The sequence below is a fragment of the Mycolicibacterium lutetiense genome, from assembly GCF_017876775.1.
GTDB lineage: Bacteria > Actinomycetota > Actinomycetes > Mycobacteriales > Mycobacteriaceae > Mycobacterium > Mycobacterium lutetiense.
In genome coordinates this window covers 127955-146982 of the sequence record NZ_JAGIOP010000001.1, presented here as the reverse complement: position 1 = coordinate 146982, position 19028 = coordinate 127955, and the positions used below count along the sequence as shown (strand labels likewise).

Sequence of the window (19028 nt, the reverse complement as noted above, 5' to 3'; positions counted from 1 at the left end):
CTATCGCGGGCCGAGCTCAGCGAGCACCGCATCGGTGTCGGCTCCCAGTTCCGGTGCATACCCGGCGATATGACCGGGGGTGCGGGAGAACCAGGTCGGTACACCCGGCATCCGCACCCGGCCGTGCGGGGTGTCCAGCGTCTCGAACAAGCCGACCGCATTCAGGTGCTCGTTCTCGAACAACGCATCGGGGGTCAGCATCGGAGCCGCCGGAATCTCCAACTCCGTGAACAGATCCAGCCACTCGGCTGTGGTGCGATCCTTCAGAGTCTGGGCCAGCAACCCGTACACCGTGTCGATCTGGCGGGCCCGCTGCTCCAAAGTGGCGTACTCGGGGCTGTTCCAGCTGGGTTGCACCCGATCGATGAACGCGTTCCAGTGCTTGTCGTTGTAGATCAACGCCGCGATGTGACCGTCCTTGGTCTCATACGGCCTGCGGTTCGGGGTGACCGCCCGCGGGTACACCGCAGGACCCAAGGGTGGGTCGAACATGGCGCCGTTGGCATGTTCGACCAGCATGAAGGAGGCCATGGTCTCGAACATGCTGACCTCGACCTCCTGGCCCTCGCCGGTGCGCTCCCGGTGAAACAGCGCCATCGTGGTCGCGTAGAGCGCAGTCAGCCCGGCCACCTTGTCGGCCATGATCGTGCCGACATAGGACGCCTCACCGGTCAATTGCTGTTGCGCGGCAGGCAATCCGCATTCGGCCTGAATGGTGTCGTCGTAGGCGGGGCGGTCGGCGTCCGGGCCACGCCGGCCGTAGCCATAGCAGTTGGTGTAGACGATGCCCGGGTTGACAGCCGCCACGTCGTCGTAACCGAACCCGAGTTTGGCGATGGCCTTGGCCCGCATCGAATGGATGAACACATCGGCGTCGGCGATCAGTGCACGCAGGTCCGCCTTGCCCTGCTCCGATCGCAGATCCAGCACCACGCTGCGCTTGCCGCGGTTGACGTTGACGAACACCCCGCTCATGCCCGGGGCCGGTCCGACCGAGATGTAGCGGGTGTTGTCGCCCGCCGGTGTCTCGATCTTGACGACGTCGGCACCCATGTCGGCCATGATCTGCGTGCAGTACGGCCCCATCACCATCGCGGTGAGGTCGATGACCCGAACCCCGTGCAGTGGACCCGTTGTCATGATCGGACCCCCTGAGCGGCCCCGAAGCTGTAGCGGATGTGATCGGCGTGCCCGTCGGGAACCACCGGGAAGATCACCGGCTCGGAAAGATCGCGTATCGCGTCCATCTGCTCCCCGACCTCCTCCACGGTCCACGACGGTCGGTACACCCCAGGCGATTCGGCGACGACCGCACGGGCCAGCCTTCCGGCGATCGCCACAAAGAATTCACCGGTGACCGAACAGGATTCGTGCGCCAGCCAGCCCACGGCCGGGGCCACCAGGTCCGCGCCCATCGGCGGATATGCCGAGGTGTCCAGCCCCTCGGCCATGCGGGTCACCGCACCCGGCACGATCGCATTGCACAGGACACCCTCGGCGGCGCCCTCCAGCGCCGCCACGTTGCACAACCCCAGGGTCCCGGCCTTGGCCGCGGCGTAGTTGGCCACCTCATGGTTGCCGTACAGCCCGCCGATCGACGAGGTCAGCACCACCCGGCCGTAACCGGCCTCGCACATGAGTGGAAATGCGGGGCGAACCACGTGAAATGCGCCGCGCAGATGCACGTCGAGCACCGCGTCAAAATCGTCGTAGCTCATGTCCTTGAGCGAGCCGCGACGCACCGTGCCGGCATTGTGGATCAGGATGTCTACCCGGCCGAAGCGCTCGAGGGCGGCGTCGATGATGGCCTGGCCGCCTTCAGGTGTGGCCACCGAATCGGTGACCGCTACGGCTTGTCCACCCGCCGAGACGATTTCGTCGACAACGTCTTGTGCGGGCGCGGAATCAGCGCCGTCGCCGGTGACACTGCCACCCGGATCGTTGACGACGACCTTCGCGCCCCGCGATGCCAGCAGCAGCGCGTATTCACGGCCCAGTCCCCGGCCGCCGCCGGTGATGACGGCGACCCGGTCGTCGAACCTGTGCTGAGTACTCAAGCGAAGGGCTCCTCGCCCTCGAGCTTGGTGCGCTGCAGCAGCCGGCCCGACATCGGGTCATAAGGTGTGGCCCGGTGCATGGTTCCGGTGTTGTCCCAGATCACCAAATCGCCGACGGTCCACTTGTGCCGATAGGTGAAATCGGGCTGGGTGGCCCAATCCCGCAGCCGCACCAGCAGTTCGATGCTCTTCCTGAAGTCGATCGGGCCGTCGGTGTCGACGATGTGGCGCGCGGTGGCACCCAGCACCAGCGACTTGCGGCCGGACTGGTGCGTCCACACCAACGGCAGCTCGCGATCACCGATCGCCATCATGCGCCGCAGCGTCTTCGCACTCGGTTCGGGGTCGTAGTAGAACAACGTGTTCCACGCCGAGTGCATGACCCGCAGTCCCTCGATGTCCGCCTTGTCCTCATCGGACAGGTCGTCGTAGGCGGCGTAGGTATTGCAGAACTCGGTGTCGCCTTCCTCCGGGTTACCCAGCGCTACGCTCTGCAGCAGCGAGGCCCGGATCGGCACCTCGTTCATCGTGCCGTCGATGTGCCAGTACAGCGAACCCTTGAGGTAGTCGGCATGCTTGTTCACCTCGGTATCGAGTGAGACCTTGTAAAGCCTCTCGCCTTGATGCTCGGCGGCGAACGTACCGAGGGTTTCGGTGAAGGTGATCTGCTCGTCGTCGCTGAACCCGACCTGCGGGAACACCAGAACCCCGCGCTGCTCTAGCAGTTCCCGGATCTGTCCGGCATGCTCGCCGGAGAGCAGCGTCGCCTTGTCGGCACGGATCTCGGTTCCGATGCGCGGTTTGATATCCCGGGTGTCGAGTGCAGTTGACGTGGTCATGAGGTGAGCTCCAATCCATCGAGATCACCATTGTCCCGCCACTGCGCGATCAGCTCGTCGAAGGCGTAGAACCCGGGTGAATAGAAATCACCCAGGAACGCACCGTTGCGTTCCGCGCCACCGCGGCCCTCGTTGTTGTAGTAGCCAGGCGTGCAGGACAATTCGAACGCCGAGTTGTCCATCGCCAGTTCGCGGACCGTCGAGACCCAGTGGTCCTGACCCTCCTGACTCGGCTCGACCGTGGTGGCACCCCGGGCCTGCGCCTCGGCGATGATGTAGGCGATGTGCTTGGCCTGCTGTTCGAACATCGCCGTGGTATTGGCCGACACGCCGCCCTGGATGAAACCCATGAAGAACTGATTGGGGAATCCGCGGCTGGTCATGCCGTGCAGGGTCTTGTAGTCGTTCTGCCAGTAGTCGAACAGCTCGAGCCCGTCACGCCCGGTGATCCGATCGATCGCGAACCGACGGCTGATCTCGGTGGAGATCTCGAAGCCGCTCGCAAAGATCACGCAGTCGACCTCGTATTCGACACCGTCGGCCACGATGCCCTTCTCGGTCAGCTTCTCCACCCCCTTCGAAGCCGAGACGTCGACAAGGGTCACATTGGGACGGTTGAACGTCGCCAGGTACTGCTCACTCGACGTCGGCCGCTTACACATGAAGCGGTAGTAGGGCTTCAACGCCTCGGCAGTCGCGGGATCCTCCACGATGTCGCCGACGAGCCGCCGCAGCCGCTCCATGATCTTGAAGTCTTCTTCTTCCCGGAACGCCATGATCTGCTCGATGGTCACCGCGGCCGGGTCATCGCTGGCCGCAATCCGGGCAGTCAGATTGCGCCCGAGCTCGGTCCAGAAGTCACACACCAGATCTGGCTCGCCGAACACCACGCCGACGAACGGCGACCAGTTGTGGAAGTTACGTTTCCGCTCTTCCTGCCAGCCCGGTTCCAGGGACGCCGCCCACGCCGGATCGGTCGGCGGGTTCGTTCGCGCGTCAACCGACGACGGAGTCCGCTGGAAGACGACGAGCTCCTGGGCATCGCGACCGAGGTGCGGCACCAACTGGATACCTGTCGCACCGGTGCCGACCAGGGCGACGCGCTTGTCCGCCAGCTTGTTCAGGCCACCGTCGGCATCTCCGCCGGTGTAGTCGTAATCCCACCGTGCGGAGTGGAACACGTGGCCACCAGAAGCCCGGTAGTCGTTGATCCCCGGGATTCCTGGGAATTTCGGACGGTTGTAGGAGCCTTGCGCCATGACCACGAAGCGGGCCCGGATATCGTCGCCGCGGTCGGTGCTGATCTGCCAGCGCTGTGTCGCGTCGTCCCAACACATTTCACGAACCTGGGTGGAGAACAAGGCACCGTCGTACAGGCCGAAATACTTGCCGATGTTGCGGCAGTGCTGGAAGATCTCGGCGCCGTCGGCGAATTTCTTGCTCGGCATGAAGTCGAGCTCTTCGAGCAGCGGGACATAGCAGTACGCGTCGTTGTCACACTGGATCCCCGGGAAGCGGTTCCAGTACCACACGCCACCGAAGTCGCCGGCCATCTCGATGACGCGGATCCCCTCGACACCGGCCTTCTTCAAGTACGCACCGGCCAGCAGGCCGGCGAACCCACCGCCGAGGATGACAACGTCGGCGTCCTCGCTGACGGGGTCCCGCTCGGTCGCCGTCGTGTACGGGTCGACCTCATAGAAGTCGGCGAAATCGCCTTCCAGTTCCAGGTACTGGTCGGCACCCTCGGGCCGCAGACGCTTGGCCCGCTCGGCGGCGTACTTCTCCCGGATCGCGTCGATGTCGAAATCGGTGGGAGTGTCGGTGGGCCCGCACGTGTCCGGCTGGGTCATGCGTTGGCCTTCTCCGGCAGCGCGGCAGCGTGCAGCGGGGCTTCCATCTCGTGCACTGCGGGCAGCACCTCGGCGGCGAACAGCTTGGTGGATTCCATGGCCAACTCGTAGGGCATGGTGCCGAACTGCGGGACGATGGTGACCTCGCAGAACGAGCACGCCTCCTGCGCGGCCTTCAGCTTCTCGAACACCGTCTCGGGCGTGCCGATCAACAGGTTGGAGGCGTGGTATCCGGGCGGGCCGCCCTTCTTCTGGTTGCCGACCTCTGAGGCCAGCACGGCCGTCGCGCTCGCCTCGCGGGCAGCGTAGGCCTCATACCCCTTGACACCCTGGAAGTTCGACGCGTCGGCGAAACCGTAGTGCACGTTGACGTCCCGGTTGGCGGTCCAGATCCACTCCTCGGTCTGAGCGACCTCGTCCTCGGATCCCACGCAGTACATGAACATCACGTTCTTGGGCTGGCACGGTCCCAGGCCCTCTTCGGCACGGAAGGTGTTGACCTTGCGGACTTCCTCGCCGGCATCGGTGATCGGCTTGTTGCCGACGAACAGCGGCACCATGCCGCGCCGGGACAGGATCTCCAGAGATTCGGCGGTCGAGGACGAGCTGTAGATCCGGTCGAACAGGTCGGTGCTGATCGGCTCGGGACGCAGCGACATCTCGGGGAACGAGAAGATCTTGCCCTCGTAGGAGAACCGCTCGCCGGAGAAGGCCAGCTTGAGGATGTCCAGCGTCTCGTTGAAGCGGTCGCGGCTCTCCTCACGTGGCACGCCGACAGCGGCGAACTCACCCTTGGACACACCGCGGCCCAGGCCGATCGTGGTGTAGCGGCCCTTGGATACGATGTCGAGATAGGCGATCTGGGTAGCCAACCGGATCGGGTTCCACCACGGCACCACCGCCACGAAGGTACCCAGGCTGACCCGCTCGGTCCGTCCGGCGAAATAGGTCAGGGCCTGAATCGGGTTGGGCGTCATGCCGTATGGCGTGCCGTGGTGCTCGGGGAACCAGATCCCGTCGAAGCCGAGCGGCTCGGCGAGGTCACCGAGTGCCAGCGCGGCCTCGACACACTGGTAGTCCGGTGTGGCCGGCGGGGTGCTGAAATCCCCCGCGAGCACGCGGTCCCAATCGTGGGAGTTCTGTGCTCCCGTACCCAAATTGACCTTCATGGTTCGCTCCTTATCGGGCGATTTGTGTGCGGTTGGCGGCGCTGACCGCCGCTGGATGCACCCAAATCACTGGATGTCTTGGGGTTCTCCGACGCCCATGTACTTGGAAAGTTGGTAGTGCAGGTTGACGGTGCTGCGTTCGCGGTACGGATTGGGCTTGGTGCCCGGAAATCCGGCCGACTTCATGCCCTGCTGAACGGCGGCCATGTTCGAGAAGTCCTGGGGCAGCACCGAGCGCCAGTTCGGACTGTCCGGCGGGGTGTACTCCCATTCGGTCTGCGGCTCTTGACCTTTGGGATAGAGCTCGAACACCGACACCTCGAAGATGCACTTGTCCGGGTCGTAACTCGGGTCAGGCCGGGCGCTGTAACACAGCGCACTGGTCAGGCCCTGGCCGATCTGGAAGTTCGGGAAGATCTGCCACGCGGTGCCGCTCTGCCCGAGGATGTCGGGCGGGATGGTCGGCCAGGTCACGCCACGGGCCTCGTCGTCGCGGCGGGCCGAGGACAGCCAGTGCTCGAGCACCTTGTCGGCGGGCGTGCCCTCGGGCAGTTCGTCGACCAGGCGCTTGGCGGCGTTGACCAGGGTCTGCGTGGTTGTCGCGTTGGTCTCTTCCATGGTGTAGACCTGCATCTCAGCGGTGGAGATGCGCGGATCGCCCGTGCCGAGCCGGATCTTGGACTTGGTCTCCTCCATGTCCTTCGGCGCGTCGTAGCCGATGTTGGAGTGCTTGCCCTGCGCCTTGGCCCAACCCTTGAACTCGCCGAACTTGTTGAACTCGGGGTGGGTGGTGAACACGTGGTAGGTCTCGTTGAAGGCCTCCATCGCGACCTTCCAGTTGCAGTCGAACTTCAACCATTTGCGCCACTTGTAGCGCATGTTCTCCAGACCGAACGGATCGAGGATCTTGGCGGCGGGAAACAGGAAGTCGGCCAATGGTTCACAGTCGGGGTCCATGTTGATGAACAGCCAGCCGCCCCAGGTGTCGACGCGGACGCCGGCCAGATGGGTGTTCTCCGGGGTCAGAGCGCCCTGCCAGTCGTCCTGCTCGCGGATGTGGGTGCAGGCCCCTTTGAGGTCGTAGGTCCAGCCATGGAACCCGCACATGAACGACTTGCGAGTGCGTTCGCAGGCATTCTTGGCACCGTCCGGTGTGTCGATGAGGCGCCGACCTCGGTGCATGCACACGTTGTGATGGGCGGCAAAGGATTCCGCAGCGGATCCGGCGGCTGTGCGCACCACCAGAATCGAATCGTCGAGGATGTCGTAGGTGAGGTAGCCGCCTACCTCCGGTAGGTCCTCGATCCGGCCCACCTGCTGCCACACCTTGCGCCACAGGCGATCCCGTTCGTTGCGGGCGTATTCCGGTGAGATGTAGGCGTCGACCCCGATAGTTGTCGGGCCCGACAATTCTTCTGGTTCGGTCACTCATGCCTCCTGATGGCCGCGCGGAAGTTCTCGTCCTTGAGGAACAGCGAGGTGTTGTCGCCGCCGAGATGGGTCCAGCGGAGGTTGAGTCCGCCGTCGACCAGGATGGTCTGGCCGGTGATGTAGGTCGACAGGTCGGAGAGCAGAAAGAGGATGGCGCCGGCCTGTTCCTCGGGTGTGCCACGCCGGCCCATCGCGATCGCGCGCTGGTCACGGTCGGGGTCGGCGTCGACATAGGTTGCCGAGGCGGCGGTTTCGGTCACGCCGGGGGCGACCGCGTTGACCCGGATGCCGGCATCCGCCAGTTCGACGGCCATGGTTCTGGTGGCCGCGACGATCGCGGCCTTCGCGGTGCCGTAGGCGACGTGATACGGCGCGGTGTTCATTCCGCTGATCGAGGACACCGACACGATCGAGCCGGGATTGCCCTGCGCGCGGATCTCCGAGGCCACCGCCTGGCTCATGAAAAACATGGTTTCGAGGTTCGCGGTGAACAACTCGCGCCAGTCGGCCCGTGACACCCGGGTGGCCGGCATCCAGGTCGACGGGGCCGCTCCACCGGCGACATTGACCAGTCCGTAGAGCGTCCCCTGTCCGTCAGATTGGAGCCGGCGCACCTTCTTCAGCACGGTCGCAATACCCTCGTCCGTCGACGCGTCGGCCGCCACCGCCACGACGTTCAACCCCTTGTCGGCCAACGGCGCGACGTGGGTGTCGAGGTTGTCCTGCGACCGGCTCACGGCCACGACCGTGGCCCCGGCCTCGGCCGCCATTCGAGTGACGGTGGTACCGATGCCGCCACCTCCGGCACCCGACACCACCACTACCCGGCCGTCAAGGCTCAGGGAGCTCTCCATGCTCAACCCCTATCGGCCTATTTGTCCGGACAAAATATTGCGATTTCCATATTGGAGAACACTATTCCCCAGCACTTATGCACCGTCAAGGGGAGATCTGAACACTCAGACCACTATTGTCTGGACTACGCGAACTTGCTAACGTCCGAGGTCATGAGCGCGCTATCGGTATCCGATGCCAGGTACACCGCAAACCCCACGGTCGCCGGGAGTTGGACGCTGGAGCAGGTCACCGCGCCCAGCCGGCTTTTCGGCGCGAACGGCCTGCGCACCGGCGCGGATGGGCGGATCTACGTCGCGCAGGTGACCGGCAGCCAGATCAGCGCCCTCGACCTGGTGACCGGGCGACTGGAAACCGTCAGCGCCAAGGGCGGCGACATCGTCGCTCCGGACGACGTCGCGTTCGACGCCGACGGCAACCTGTATGCCACCGAAGTGATGGACGGCCGGGTCAGCGTGCGCGGGGCCGACGGCCGCACCCGCGTGCTGCGCGACGACATCCCCTCGGCCAACGGCATCACGTTTCACCAGGGTCGGCTGTTCGTCGGCGAATGCCGCGAAGGCGGCCGGCTCATGGAATTCGACCTCGCCGGTGGCGCCCCGCGCATCCTGTTGGAGAACGTGCCCTCCCCCAACGCCATGGAGGTCGGCCCCGACGGGCTGCTCTACTTCCCGGTGATGGGTGCCAACGAGATCTGGCGCATCGACCCCAACGGCGGGCAACCCGAGGTGGTGGCCGGCGGACTGGGGGTACCGGACTCGGTCAAGTTCGACGCCGACGGCTTCATCGTCTCCACCCAGGTGGCCAGCGGCCAGGTGCTGCGCATCGACCCGCGCAACGGTGAGCAGACACTGCTGGCCCAGCTGACTCCCGGCCTGGACAACTGCACCTTCGTCGGCGACCGGTTGTTCGTCTCCAACTTCACCGGTGAGATCACCGAGATCCTCGATGGCAGCACCCGGTCGCTACTGCCTGGCGGCCTGAACTGGCCGCTGGATCTGACCGTGGGCGCGGACGGCGAGTTGTACATCGCCGACGGCACCTACTTCTACCGGGTCGGCCCGGACGGTGCCCTGCAGACCGTCGCGATGCTGTTCTCTCCTGGATATCCGGGCTTCCTGCGCGGGGTGATCGCCTCGGGCCCAGGAGAATTCATCGTCACCACCGCCGCCGACACCGTGGCCCGCTATTCCCCGGGCGGCCAGGAAGGCTCCGCGGAAGGGGTGAGCCAGATTCTGGCCAGCGGCATCGACCAGCCCTGCGGGGTGGCCCTGGCACCCGACGGCGCTGCGCTGGTGGTCGAACAGGGCGCGGGACGGCTGCTGTCGGTGCGCGACGGCTCCGTCGACGTGCTGGCTTCGGGCCTCGACACCCCGGTGGGCGTGGTGATCGGACCCGACGATGCACCGCTGGTGTCGGTGGCCGGCGCAGTCGTCCGCGTGAGCAGCGGAGGCGCCGCCCCACTGGTCGACGGATTGCACACGCCACACGGCATTCTCGTGCGCGACGGCGCCGTCTACATCGTCGACGCCGGCAGCAAGGAGCTCATCAGCTACGACCTGGACACAGCGTCCCGCTCCGTCCTTGTCTCCGGACTGCCGGTCGGACCGCCGCCAGGAGTGACCCCCAAGCCGCTGAAGGGCATGCCCCCGTTCTCCGGCCCGCAGGGCCCGTTCGCCGGGATCGCCGCGGGAGCCGATGGGACGCTCTACATCTCGGGTGACGGCGACGGCAGCGTGCTGGCGCTGCGCCGGGCCTGAGCGAGAACATGACAGGCCAGCGAGAAGCGGAGCGGATCCCGCATGACAGTTAGTCCGGCCGACCACCGTTACCTTCAGGTGGCGCGCACCCTGCGCAAGGAGATCGTCGACGGGGTCTACCCCGTGGGCTCCCAACTGCCCACCGAATACGAACTCTGCGAGCGCTTCGAGGTGAGCCGTTACACCGTGCGCGAAGCACTGCGACGGTTGCGCGACGACAACCTGGTCACCTCGCGACCGCGCGCCGGAACCACAGTGGCACCGCGAGCCGCAGCGAATACCTATGCCCAAGACGTGGTCTCGATCAACGACCTGCTGGCGTTCGCCACCGGGGCACAGTTCACCATCGAGTCCAATGCCATGGTCACGATCGACGGCGAGTTGGCCGAGCGGACCGGACTCCCCCTCGGGGAGCAGTGGCTGGCGGTGCGCGGCTACCGCCAGGCCGATGACGACGCGGCGCCGGTGTGCCGCACCGAGTACTACATCAACCGCAGCTTCGCCGGGGTCGGCCGGTTGCTGCAACGGCATTCCGGCCCGATCTTCCCGCTGATCGAGGATCTGTTCGGGGTCAGCATCATCGAGGTACACCAGGAGATCTCAGCGATCGTCACGTCCCCCGAACTGGCTGCGGGCCTCAAGGTCGTCCCCGGTACCGCAGCCCTGCAGATGCAACGGACGTACACCACCTCCGACGGGGAGGTCGCCCAGGTCACCGTCAACACCCATCCGTCGGGCCGGTTCCGGCATGCCATGACGATGCGTCGGGTCAAGGGCTGAGTCGTGGTGCGAAACTCGGTGCGATGGGACGAAGACCGCGCGGCGGACGCCTACGCCCGCGGGCTGTGGGTGTCCACCACCCTGGCCGACGCGCTGACCGAAGCGGCGCATGGCTCGCCCGACCGGGTGCTGCTGGTCGACGCGGGCACCAGGCTCACTACCCACGAATTGCACACCCGGGCACAGGCTCTGGCCCTGCAGTTGGCCGCGTGGATGCCACCGGGCAGCGTGGTGTCCTTCATGCTGCCCAACTGGCACGAGGCCGCGGTCATCTATCTGGGCGCCACGCTGGCCGGCATGGTGGTCAACCCGATCCTGCCCTCACTGCGGGACCGCGAACTGCGCTTCATCCTCGATGACGCGCAGAGCCGGGCGATCTTCATACCCGCCCAATTCGGCAACCATGACTACGCGGCCATGCTCACCCGGGTGTGCAGCCAGCTGGACACCCCGCCGGAAGTGGTGGTGCTGCGCGGGGATCCGGGACCGCACCGTGCCTTCACCGCGCTACGCGACGCTCCGGATCGGGACCTTCCGACGCTCGACCCCGATGACATCCGGATGATCATGTACACCTCTGGCACCACCGGGCGCCCCAAAGGCGTACTACACAGCCATAACTCGATCAACGCACTGATCCGCCAGTTGGGCGAGCACTGGAGGGTCGACCCGGGTGACACCTTCCTGGTGCCCTCACCCATCGCGCACATCGGCGGCTCGATCTACGCCTTCGAATGCCCGCTGCTGCTGGGCAGCACCGCGGTGCTGATGCAGCGCTGGAATGCCGAGAACGGCGCAACACTGATGACCGAACACGGCTGCACCCACATGGCCGGGGCGACACCGTTTCTGGAACAACTGCTCGGCGCCGCCGAACGGGCCGGCACCCGGTTGCCCGATCTCAAGGTGTTCATCTGTGGTGGCGCGTCGGTGCCACCATCGCTCATCCGGCGCGCAGCTGACTACTTCGACCGGGCCGTCGTCAGCCGGGTGTACGGCTCCACGGAGGTACCGGTCACCACGGTCGGCTCACTGGACCCGGGAAGGATCGAGCACGCCGCCGAGACCGACGGCCGCACCGGCATCGCTGAGGTCCGGCTCGTCTCCGGCGAGATCCGGGCCCGTGGCCCGCAGATGCTGCGGGGTTATCTGCACTCCGAAGACGAGATCGAATCCTTCGACGAGGACGGCTTTTTCCGCACCGGGGACCTCGGCCGCTGGGTAGACGGCGACTACCTGCAGGTGACCGGACGCGCCAAGGACCTCATCATCCGCAACGGCGAGAACATCTCCCCCAAAGAAGTCGAGGACATCCTGGTCGGCGAACTCGGCATCACCGAGGTGGCCGTCGTCGGCCTGCCCGACGAACGCACCGGGGAACGCGCCTGCGCGGTGCTGGTGACGGCCGATGGTCAGCACCCCGACGTGGCCGATGTGGGCCGGGTGCTGGCCGAACACGGGCTGGCCCGGTTCAAATCGCCCGAGCGGGTGGAGATCTGGGATGCCCTGCCGAAGAACGACGCAGGAAAAGTGTTGAAACATCACATCCGAGCACAGCTGAAAGGTGCCTAGAGATGCAGGTTGCGATCGTCACCGGGGCCAGTAGCGGCATCGGATTCGGCTGCGCCACCGCGCTAGCCGAATCCGGAATAGCCGTACTCGGGACCGGACGCGATGAGGAACGACTCGGCGACCTGGCCAAGACTGTCCGCGATCCGGACCTCATCGCCACGCTGGCCGTCGACCTGACCGCCGACGATGCCACTCAACGCATCGTCGAGGGCGCGCTGGCCCGCTGGGGCCGTATCGACTTTCTGATTAACAATGCCGGTGTGGGCAGCCCCAAGCCCCTGCACGAGACCGACGATGAAACCCTTGACCACTTCCTCGGCATCATGCTGCGCGCACCATTTCGGTTGGCCCGAGACGTGATACCGCACATGGGACCGGGTTCGGCCATCATCAACATCACCTCCACATTTGCGGTTGTCGGCGGATTGCGCGGCGGCGCGTACTCCGCGGCCAAGGGCGGGTTGACGGCACTGACCACGCACATCGCCTGCCAGTACGGGGCCCAGGGCATCCGCTGCAACGCGGTGGCCCCCGGCGTCACCGTCACCCCGATGGTCGAACAACGCCTCAACGACCCGGGCTTCCGCAAGATGCAGACCGAGATGACCCCGCACACCCGACTGGGCCGGGTCGAGGACATCGCCGCCACCGTGGCGTTCCTGTGCTCCGACGGCGGCAGCTTCATCAACGGACAGACCATCGTCGTCGACGGCGGGTGGAGCTCGACGAAGTACCTGTCTGATTTCGCGCTGCGCTCCAAGTGGATTGAGGATGGGTTTCCGTCATGAACGTTTTCGCGGTGCTCGATCAGGCCGCCGCACGCTTCGGCGACCGTGGGGCGGTGTACTGCGGCGAACGCCAGCTGCTGACGTGGGCGCAGCTGCGCGACCGGGCCCTGCGGCTGGCCACCACGCTGAAGGCCCTCGGCGATCGCGGTACCCGCATCGCCGTCGCCAGCGAGAACCGGCCCGAGGTCGTCGAGCTGATGTTCGCCATCTGGGCCGCTGAATGCGTTTTCGTACCGATCAACTACAAGCTGCATCCCCGCGAGATGGCCGACATCCTGGTCGATTCCGGTGCGGCGCAGGTGTTCGCGTCGGCCAAGATCGCCGAAGGCCTGACCGCCGGCACCGACATCCCGGTCGAAACCATCGGCAGCCCGGACTACACGGCCCGGTTCGCCACGGCCCCTGCGACCCCGCCGTCGACCGATCCGGCCGCCCTGGCCTGGCTCTTCTACACCAGTGGCACCACCGGAAAATCCAAGGGCGCCATGCTTTCCCACCGCAACCTGATGGCGATGACGGTGGCGCACCTGGCCGATTTCGACGACCCGGACGAGAACTGCAGCCTGATCCACGGCGCCCCGATGTCCCACGGCTCCGGCCTGTACATCCCGCCCTATGTGCTGCGCGGCGCCCGGCAGGTGGTGCCCGAATCCGCGGCGTTCGAGCCCGACGAGTTCCTGGACCTGTGCGGCCATCACCCCGGCACCGCCGCCTTTCTGGCACCGACCATGGTGCAACGCCTGATCCAGACCGGCAGGCCCCGTCCCGAGAACCTCAAGACCGTCGTCTACGGGGGCGGGCCGATGTACGTCGACAGCCTCAAGAAGGCGCTGGCCGCCTACGGCCCGATCTTCGTTCAGCTCTACGGGCAGGGCGAAGCCCCCATGACGATCACCGGCCTGCGCCGGGCCGATCACATAGATGCCGACGATGCGACGCTCGGCTCGGTGGGCTATCCGCGTTCAGGCGTGGAGGTCGCCGTCCTCGCCGAGGACGGAATCCCGGCCGCGGTTGACGAGATCGGCGAAATCGTCTGCCGCGGCGACGTCGTCATGTCCGGCTATTGGAACAACCCCACCGCCACCGCCGCCACCCTCAAAGACGAGTGGCTGCACACCGGCGACATGGGTTCCTTCGACGCCCGCGGCTATCTCACCCTGCGCGACCGATCCAAGGACGTCGTGATCAGCGGCGGCAGCAACATTTACCCGCGCGAGGTGGAAGAAGCACTCCTCGAACACCCCGGTGTGGTCGAGGCCGGTGTCGTCGGCACCCCCGACGCCGACTGGGGCGAGGTGGTGGTGGCGTTCGTCGTCGCCGGCGATTCAAGCGAAGTCGACGCCGCAGCCCTCGACGCCCATCTGCTGGAACGCATCGCCCGGTTCAAGCGACCCAAGCGCTACGAGTTCATCGACGCGCTACCGAAGAACAGCTACGGCAAGGTGCTCAAGCGCGAACTGCGCGACCGCCTCACCTCATAGCGCGAGCAGACGCGAAAGCACCCCAAAACAGGTATTTCCGGGGACTTTCACGTCTGCTCGCGGGAGGAAGGTGGGAGAAACGTGGGAGGAACTACGACGCGTAGAGCGCCTTGAACTTGTTCAGCGACTGCTGGATATCGCCCTTGAGCGCGGCGGCGACCACCATGCCGATCGGACCGAAAAGGGCGGGCCCGCCGAGGTGCACGTCGAAGGACACTTTCGCGCCGTCGACACCATCGACCGGCGCCGGCGTGATCTTTCCGATCAGCTTGACCTTCACCCCGCCACGGCCGTCGCCGTTGAGGGTCAGCGACTGCGGCGGCTTGTAGCTCACCAGCGTCCACTTCACCCGGTTCAGCATGCCCTTGACTTCAACGATCGAGTCGAGGACCGAGCCCTTCTCGAGGGTCTCGGGCAACTTCGACCGCCAGGCCCGGTGGATGCTGAGCCACTCGTCGAAACGGGAGAGATCAGAGGCGTACTCCCACGCCTTCTCCGGCGGCAACGGGACATCGACGGAGACAGACAATTTGGCCATAAGCTACTGCTGCGGTTCTTCCTTGTTGATGGCGTTCTTCGCCGCTTCTTGCGCCTTATCGACCGCGCCGGAGTATTTGCCCTGCGTCTTCTCGTCGACGATGTCGCCGGCCTTCTCGATGGCCTGCTCAACCTTGTCAGCGTTCTGCGACAACAGGCTCTTGGCCTTGTCCAGGAATCCCATCAGCCCACCCTATCTTCTCGATTTTCGACCGAACGCTGGCCATTGTCCCCGCAGCCAGCTATCTCCACAACCGCCGTTTCTCCCCCAACATCCTGCCCTGCACCCACCACACCACCTCGATCAACGCGGCTCCGATCAGGCCGATGCCCAGCGCAACCGCGGTGGCCTTCAGATTCGACGGATCCAACATGAACAGACGTCGAGTCAGCGGCAAACAGAAGATCAGCACGTACGCCAGGCCCGACACTGCGACCAATGCCACCCGCCACCACTCGTACGGTCGGGTCACCACCGACAGCACCCACAGCGACGCCACCAGCAAGGTGATCAGCGCCGCCGTCGAAGCCTGGGTCTGCTCCACCGAACTGGCCGCACGGCCCTGATAGGCCACCAGGTAGGAGACGAACGTGGCGGTGCCGACCACCAGGCCCGAGGGCAGCGCTGCCGTCATCACGCGGCGCACGAAACCCGAATGTGCCCGTTCGGTGTTCGGGGCCAACGACAGGATGAACGCCGGGATGCCGATGGTGAACCAGGCCGCGATGGTCACGTGGATCGGCTGGAACGGGAACAACAGCGGGTCGGTGCCGAACCACACGGACGACAACCCGGCCAGCCCCACCAGGGTCGCCAACAGCACCGAGTACACGGTCTTGGTGAGGAACAGGTTCGAGACACGCTCGATGTTGCCGATCACCCGCCGGCCCTCGGCCACCACATACGGCAACGTGGCGAACTTGTTGTCCAACAACACGATCTGCGCCACTGCACGCGAAGCCGAACTGCCCGAACCCATCGCGACGCCGATGTCGGCGTCCTTGAGTGCCAGCACGTCGTTGACACCGTCACCGGTCATGGCCACCGTGTGCCCGCGTGACTGCAGGGCGTGCACCATGGCGCGCTTCTGATCCGGACGCACCCGGCCGAACGTCGTGTACTCATCCAGGGTCGCGGCCAGTTTCTCCGGTTCCTGGGGCAGCTTCCTGGCATCCATCGTCTCGCCGTGGAGGCCGAGCTTGCCTGCCACCGCACCTACCGACACGGCGTTGTCACCGGAGATCACCTTGACCGTAACGTCCTGGGAGGCAAAGTAATCGATCGTGGCACCGGCATCGGGGCGGATCCGCTGCTCCAACACCACCAGCGCGACGGGCGTGACGGTGCCGGGCGCCTTCGGCGCGTCGACCGCCAGATCGGACGACCCGACCAGCAGCACCCGCAGCCCCTGCGCACCGATCTGTTCAGCCTGCTCGGCCTCCGGTGAGCTCGGATCCAACAGCACATCCGGGGCGCCGATCACCCAGTTCCCGTGCTCGCCGTACGACGCGCCACTCCACTTGGTGGCCGACTTGAACGGCGCCGTCGCGGTGGCCTGCCATCCCGGCGGTGTCGCGAAGGCCTCGGCGATCGCCGCAATGCTGGCGTTGGGGCGGGCGTCGTCGGCGGCCAACTGGGCCAGCACGTCAGCCACGTCACCCTCGGCGAAAGTCTTCAGATCGCTGACGCGCATACCGTTTTCGGTCAGCGTGCCGGTCTTGTCCGCACACACCACGTCGACCCGGGCCAGACCCTCGATCGCGGGAAGCTCATTGACCAGACACTGACGCCGGCCCAACCGCACCACACCGACCGCGAACGCGAGCGACGTCATGAGCACCAGGCCTTCGGGAACCATGGGAACCAGCGCACCGACCATGCGCAGCACCGGCTCATGCCACACCGCATCGGTGGTGAAGATCTGACTCATGATGATTCCCAGCGACTCCCGCCAACCGCCTTCGTTGTCGACGATGTCGTGGTAGGTCTGCTTGAGCGAGTCCTGGATCTCGGGGTCGACGGTGAACAGCTGGCTGTAGATGATCAGCAGGCCGGCCGGCACCAGCAGGTAGGTGATGAACTGCAGAATCTTGTTGATGCCGTTGCGCAGTTCGGATTTCACCAGGGTGAACTTGGAGGCCTCCTCGGCCAGCTTGGCCGCGTAGGCCTCGTGTCCCACCTTGGTGGCCCGGTAGGCGCCGGAACCTGCCACCACGAAGCTGCCCGACATCACCGCGTCGCCGACATCCTTGACGATCGGATCGGCCTCACCGGTCAGCAACGACTCGTCGACCTCGAGATTGGACTCCTCGATGATCTCGCCGTCCACCACGATCTGGTCGCCGGGCCCGAGTTCGATGATGTCGTCGAGCACCACCTCACTGGGCAGCACTGCGCGACTACCGGATTCCCGGCGCACGGTGGGCTTGGCCTGCCCGACGATGGCCAGCTTGTCCAGGGTCTGCTTGGCCCGGATCTCCTGGATGATGCCGATCGCGCTGTTGGCGATGATCAGCAGGCCGAACGCCCCGTTGATCAACGACCCGGTGGACATCACGATCAGGAACAGCACACCGAGGATCGCGTTGATCCGGGTGAACACGTTGCCGCGGATGATCTCCGAGATGCTGCGCGCAGCACGCGTCGGAACGTCGTTGCTCTTGCCCTCGGCTACCCGCTGGGCCACCTCGGCGTCGGTGAGACCGGTGACATTGATCGTCGTCATCCGCGAAAGTCCTCGTCCCGTCGAAGTCGTCCTGATCAGAGGTCAGTTTGCCATCCGCGGGCGGTCAGAACTCCCACCACGGGTCGCGCGCCGCAGACTCGGCGTCCACCCGTTGCCCCGGGCGCGGCACGGCGATCTGCACGCCGGCCGGGTCGGCGGCCGTCAGCAGGCGTCGCACCGGCTCGGCCCAGGGATGGGGCGCCAGCCGGAACGTCGCCCAGTGGACCGGCACCAGCAACCCGGAATCAGTGACGTCCAGATGGGCGCGCACCGCTTCCTCGGGATTCATGTGGATATCGGGCCAGGCCGGGTGATACGCCCCGACCGGCAGCAGCGTCAGGTCGAAAGGCCCGTACTCCGAACCGATTTCGGAGAAACTCTTGGTGTAGCCGGTATCCCCGCCGAAGAACGCCCGGTGCTGCGGCCCGATGAAAGCCCACGACGCCCACAACGTCGTGTTGCGTTGGAACAGCCGCCCAGAGAAGTGCCGGGCCGGCGTGCACACCAGGGTCAGCTCGCCGATCTGGTGGCTCTCGTTCCAGTCCAGCTCGATGATGCGGTCTTCGGGGATCCGCCACTTGCGCAGATGCGCCCCGATGCCCAGCGGCACCACGAACGGCGCGCGCTGGGTGCGGGCCAACACCAGAATCGTCTCGATGTCGAGGTGGTCGTAATGGTCGTGGCTGATCACCACGGCGTCGACGGCAGGAAGCCCCTCCAGGGGCAGCGGCGGCTCGTGCAGCCGCTGCGGGCCCACCACCCGCGACGGCGAGCAGCGTTTGCTCCACACCGGATCGGTCAGCACCCGGTAACCGTCGATCTCCACCATCGCGGTCGAGTGCCCGTACCAGGACACCGCGCACACGGCCGCTTCCCCGCCGTCATTTTCAGTAGGTTCGACCAGCGGGATCGGCCCGCTCGGCCGACTCACCGAACCCGAGCCGAGCAGCTCGGCGATCAACATGCGCCGCTCTTCGCGGCCCATGCTGATTCCGGGCGAGGCCGACTCGATGTTGACGAACACACCGTCGGCGTACTGCAGGGACCGCTGAGCCACCGGGCGGATATCGCGGGGCAGCGCACCCACCGAGGCATAGGTCCCGTTCAGCGCGCGCAACAACCAACCACCGGCCAGCAGGGAGGCTGACCTGGCTCCGAACCCCAGCGCGGCGCGCAGCAT

At 65.8% G+C, this 19028-nt stretch carries 16 protein-coding genes; 5 read left to right on the top strand and 11 right to left on the bottom strand.

What is annotated here, in order from left to right; translation table 11 throughout:
• From JOF57_RS00720 to JOF57_RS00690, 7 genes are all read right to left on the bottom strand, one after another.
• Nucleotides 1-1140, bottom strand: coding sequence for a CaiB/BaiF CoA transferase family protein (locus JOF57_RS00720; protein ID WP_209912680.1), 1140 nt, complete (start codon nucleotides 1138-1140; stop codon nucleotides 1-3).
• Nucleotides 1137-2057 (bottom strand): SDR family NAD(P)-dependent oxidoreductase, encoded by a 921-nt coding sequence (locus JOF57_RS00715; protein WP_209912678.1) that lies wholly within the window; start codon nucleotides 2055-2057, stop codon nucleotides 1137-1139. Before JOF57_RS00715 ends, JOF57_RS00720 begins: the two co-directional genes overlap by 4 nt.
• Entirely contained in the window at nucleotides 2054-2896 is an 843-nt protein-coding gene (locus JOF57_RS00710; protein ID WP_209912676.1) for a TauD/TfdA dioxygenase family protein, read from the bottom strand. The genes JOF57_RS00715 and JOF57_RS00710 overlap by 4 nt, the downstream gene beginning before the upstream one ends.
• Nucleotides 2893-4749 carry a flavin-containing monooxygenase gene (locus JOF57_RS00705; RefSeq protein ID WP_209912674.1) on the bottom strand — a complete coding sequence of 619 codons (1857 nt, stop codon included), beginning with the start codon at nucleotides 4747-4749 and terminating at the stop codon, nucleotides 2893-2895. Before JOF57_RS00705 ends, JOF57_RS00710 begins: the two co-directional genes overlap by 4 nt.
• Nucleotides 4746-5918 carry an LLM class flavin-dependent oxidoreductase gene (locus tag JOF57_RS00700; RefSeq protein ID WP_209912672.1) on the bottom strand — a complete coding sequence of 391 codons (1173 nt, stop codon included), beginning with the start codon at nucleotides 5916-5918 and terminating at the stop codon, nucleotides 4746-4748. Before JOF57_RS00700 ends, JOF57_RS00705 begins: the two co-directional genes overlap by 4 nt.
• Nucleotides 5919-5984: 66 nt before the next feature.
• Complete coding sequence (locus JOF57_RS00695) at nucleotides 5985-7346, bottom strand: aromatic ring-hydroxylating oxygenase subunit alpha (RefSeq protein WP_209912670.1); 1362 nt, start codon at nucleotides 7344-7346, stop codon at nucleotides 5985-5987.
• Nucleotides 7343-8203, bottom strand: coding sequence for an SDR family NAD(P)-dependent oxidoreductase (locus JOF57_RS00690; protein WP_209912668.1), 861 nt, complete (start codon nucleotides 8201-8203; stop codon nucleotides 7343-7345). Before JOF57_RS00690 ends, JOF57_RS00695 begins: the two co-directional genes overlap by 4 nt.
• Before the next feature lie 153 nt (nucleotides 8204-8356).
• On the opposite strand from JOF57_RS00690, the gene JOF57_RS00685 reads away from it, so the two are divergent.
• The 5 genes from JOF57_RS00685 to JOF57_RS00665 are packed head-to-tail and all read left to right on the top strand — an operon-like array spanning nucleotide 8357 to nucleotide 14585.
• On the top strand, nucleotides 8357-9964 hold the full coding sequence (locus JOF57_RS00685) for an SMP-30/gluconolactonase/LRE family protein (RefSeq protein ID WP_209912666.1): 1608 nt from the start codon (nucleotides 8357-8359) through the stop codon (nucleotides 9962-9964).
• Between the two features lie 42 nt (nucleotides 9965-10006).
• Complete coding sequence (locus JOF57_RS00680; RefSeq protein ID WP_209912664.1) at nucleotides 10007-10744, top strand: GntR family transcriptional regulator; 738 nt, start codon at nucleotides 10007-10009, stop codon at nucleotides 10742-10744.
• An 18-nt stretch (nucleotides 10745-10762) separates the two neighbouring features.
• The gene (locus tag JOF57_RS00675; protein WP_209915649.1) at nucleotides 10763-12316 is read left to right on the top strand and encodes an AMP-binding protein; all 1554 of its coding nucleotides are present in this window, start codon (nucleotides 10763-10765) and stop codon (nucleotides 12314-12316) included.
• 2 nt (nucleotides 12317-12318) lie between these two features.
• Nucleotides 12319-13104, top strand: coding sequence for an SDR family NAD(P)-dependent oxidoreductase (locus JOF57_RS00670; protein ID WP_209912663.1), 786 nt, complete (start codon nucleotides 12319-12321; stop codon nucleotides 13102-13104).
• A complete protein-coding gene (locus tag JOF57_RS00665; protein ID WP_209912661.1) occupies nucleotides 13101-14585 on the top strand; it encodes an acyl-CoA synthetase in 1485 nt (494 codons plus the stop codon). Before JOF57_RS00670 ends, JOF57_RS00665 begins: the two co-directional genes overlap by 4 nt.
• A 91-nt stretch (nucleotides 14586-14676) precedes the next feature.
• Here JOF57_RS00665 and JOF57_RS00660 read toward each other — a convergent pair whose 3' ends face one another.
• From JOF57_RS00660 to JOF57_RS00645, 4 genes are all read right to left on the bottom strand, one after another.
• The gene (locus JOF57_RS00660) at nucleotides 14677-15123 is read right to left on the bottom strand and encodes a type II toxin-antitoxin system Rv0910 family toxin (RefSeq protein WP_209912659.1); all 447 of its coding nucleotides are present in this window, start codon (nucleotides 15121-15123) and stop codon (nucleotides 14677-14679) included.
• 3 nt (nucleotides 15124-15126) lie between these two features.
• On the bottom strand, nucleotides 15127-15306 hold the full coding sequence (locus JOF57_RS00655) for an antitoxin (RefSeq protein WP_209912657.1): 180 nt from the start codon (nucleotides 15304-15306) through the stop codon (nucleotides 15127-15129).
• A 58-nt stretch (nucleotides 15307-15364) separates the two neighbouring features.
• On the bottom strand, nucleotides 15365-17848 hold the full coding sequence (locus JOF57_RS00650) for a cation-translocating P-type ATPase (protein ID WP_209912655.1): 2484 nt from the start codon (nucleotides 17846-17848) through the stop codon (nucleotides 15365-15367).
• A 64-nt stretch (nucleotides 17849-17912) separates the two neighbouring features.
• Nucleotides 17913-19028 carry an MBL fold metallo-hydrolase gene (locus JOF57_RS00645; RefSeq protein ID WP_209912653.1) on the bottom strand — a complete coding sequence of 372 codons (1116 nt, stop codon included), beginning with the start codon at nucleotides 19026-19028 and terminating at the stop codon, nucleotides 17913-17915.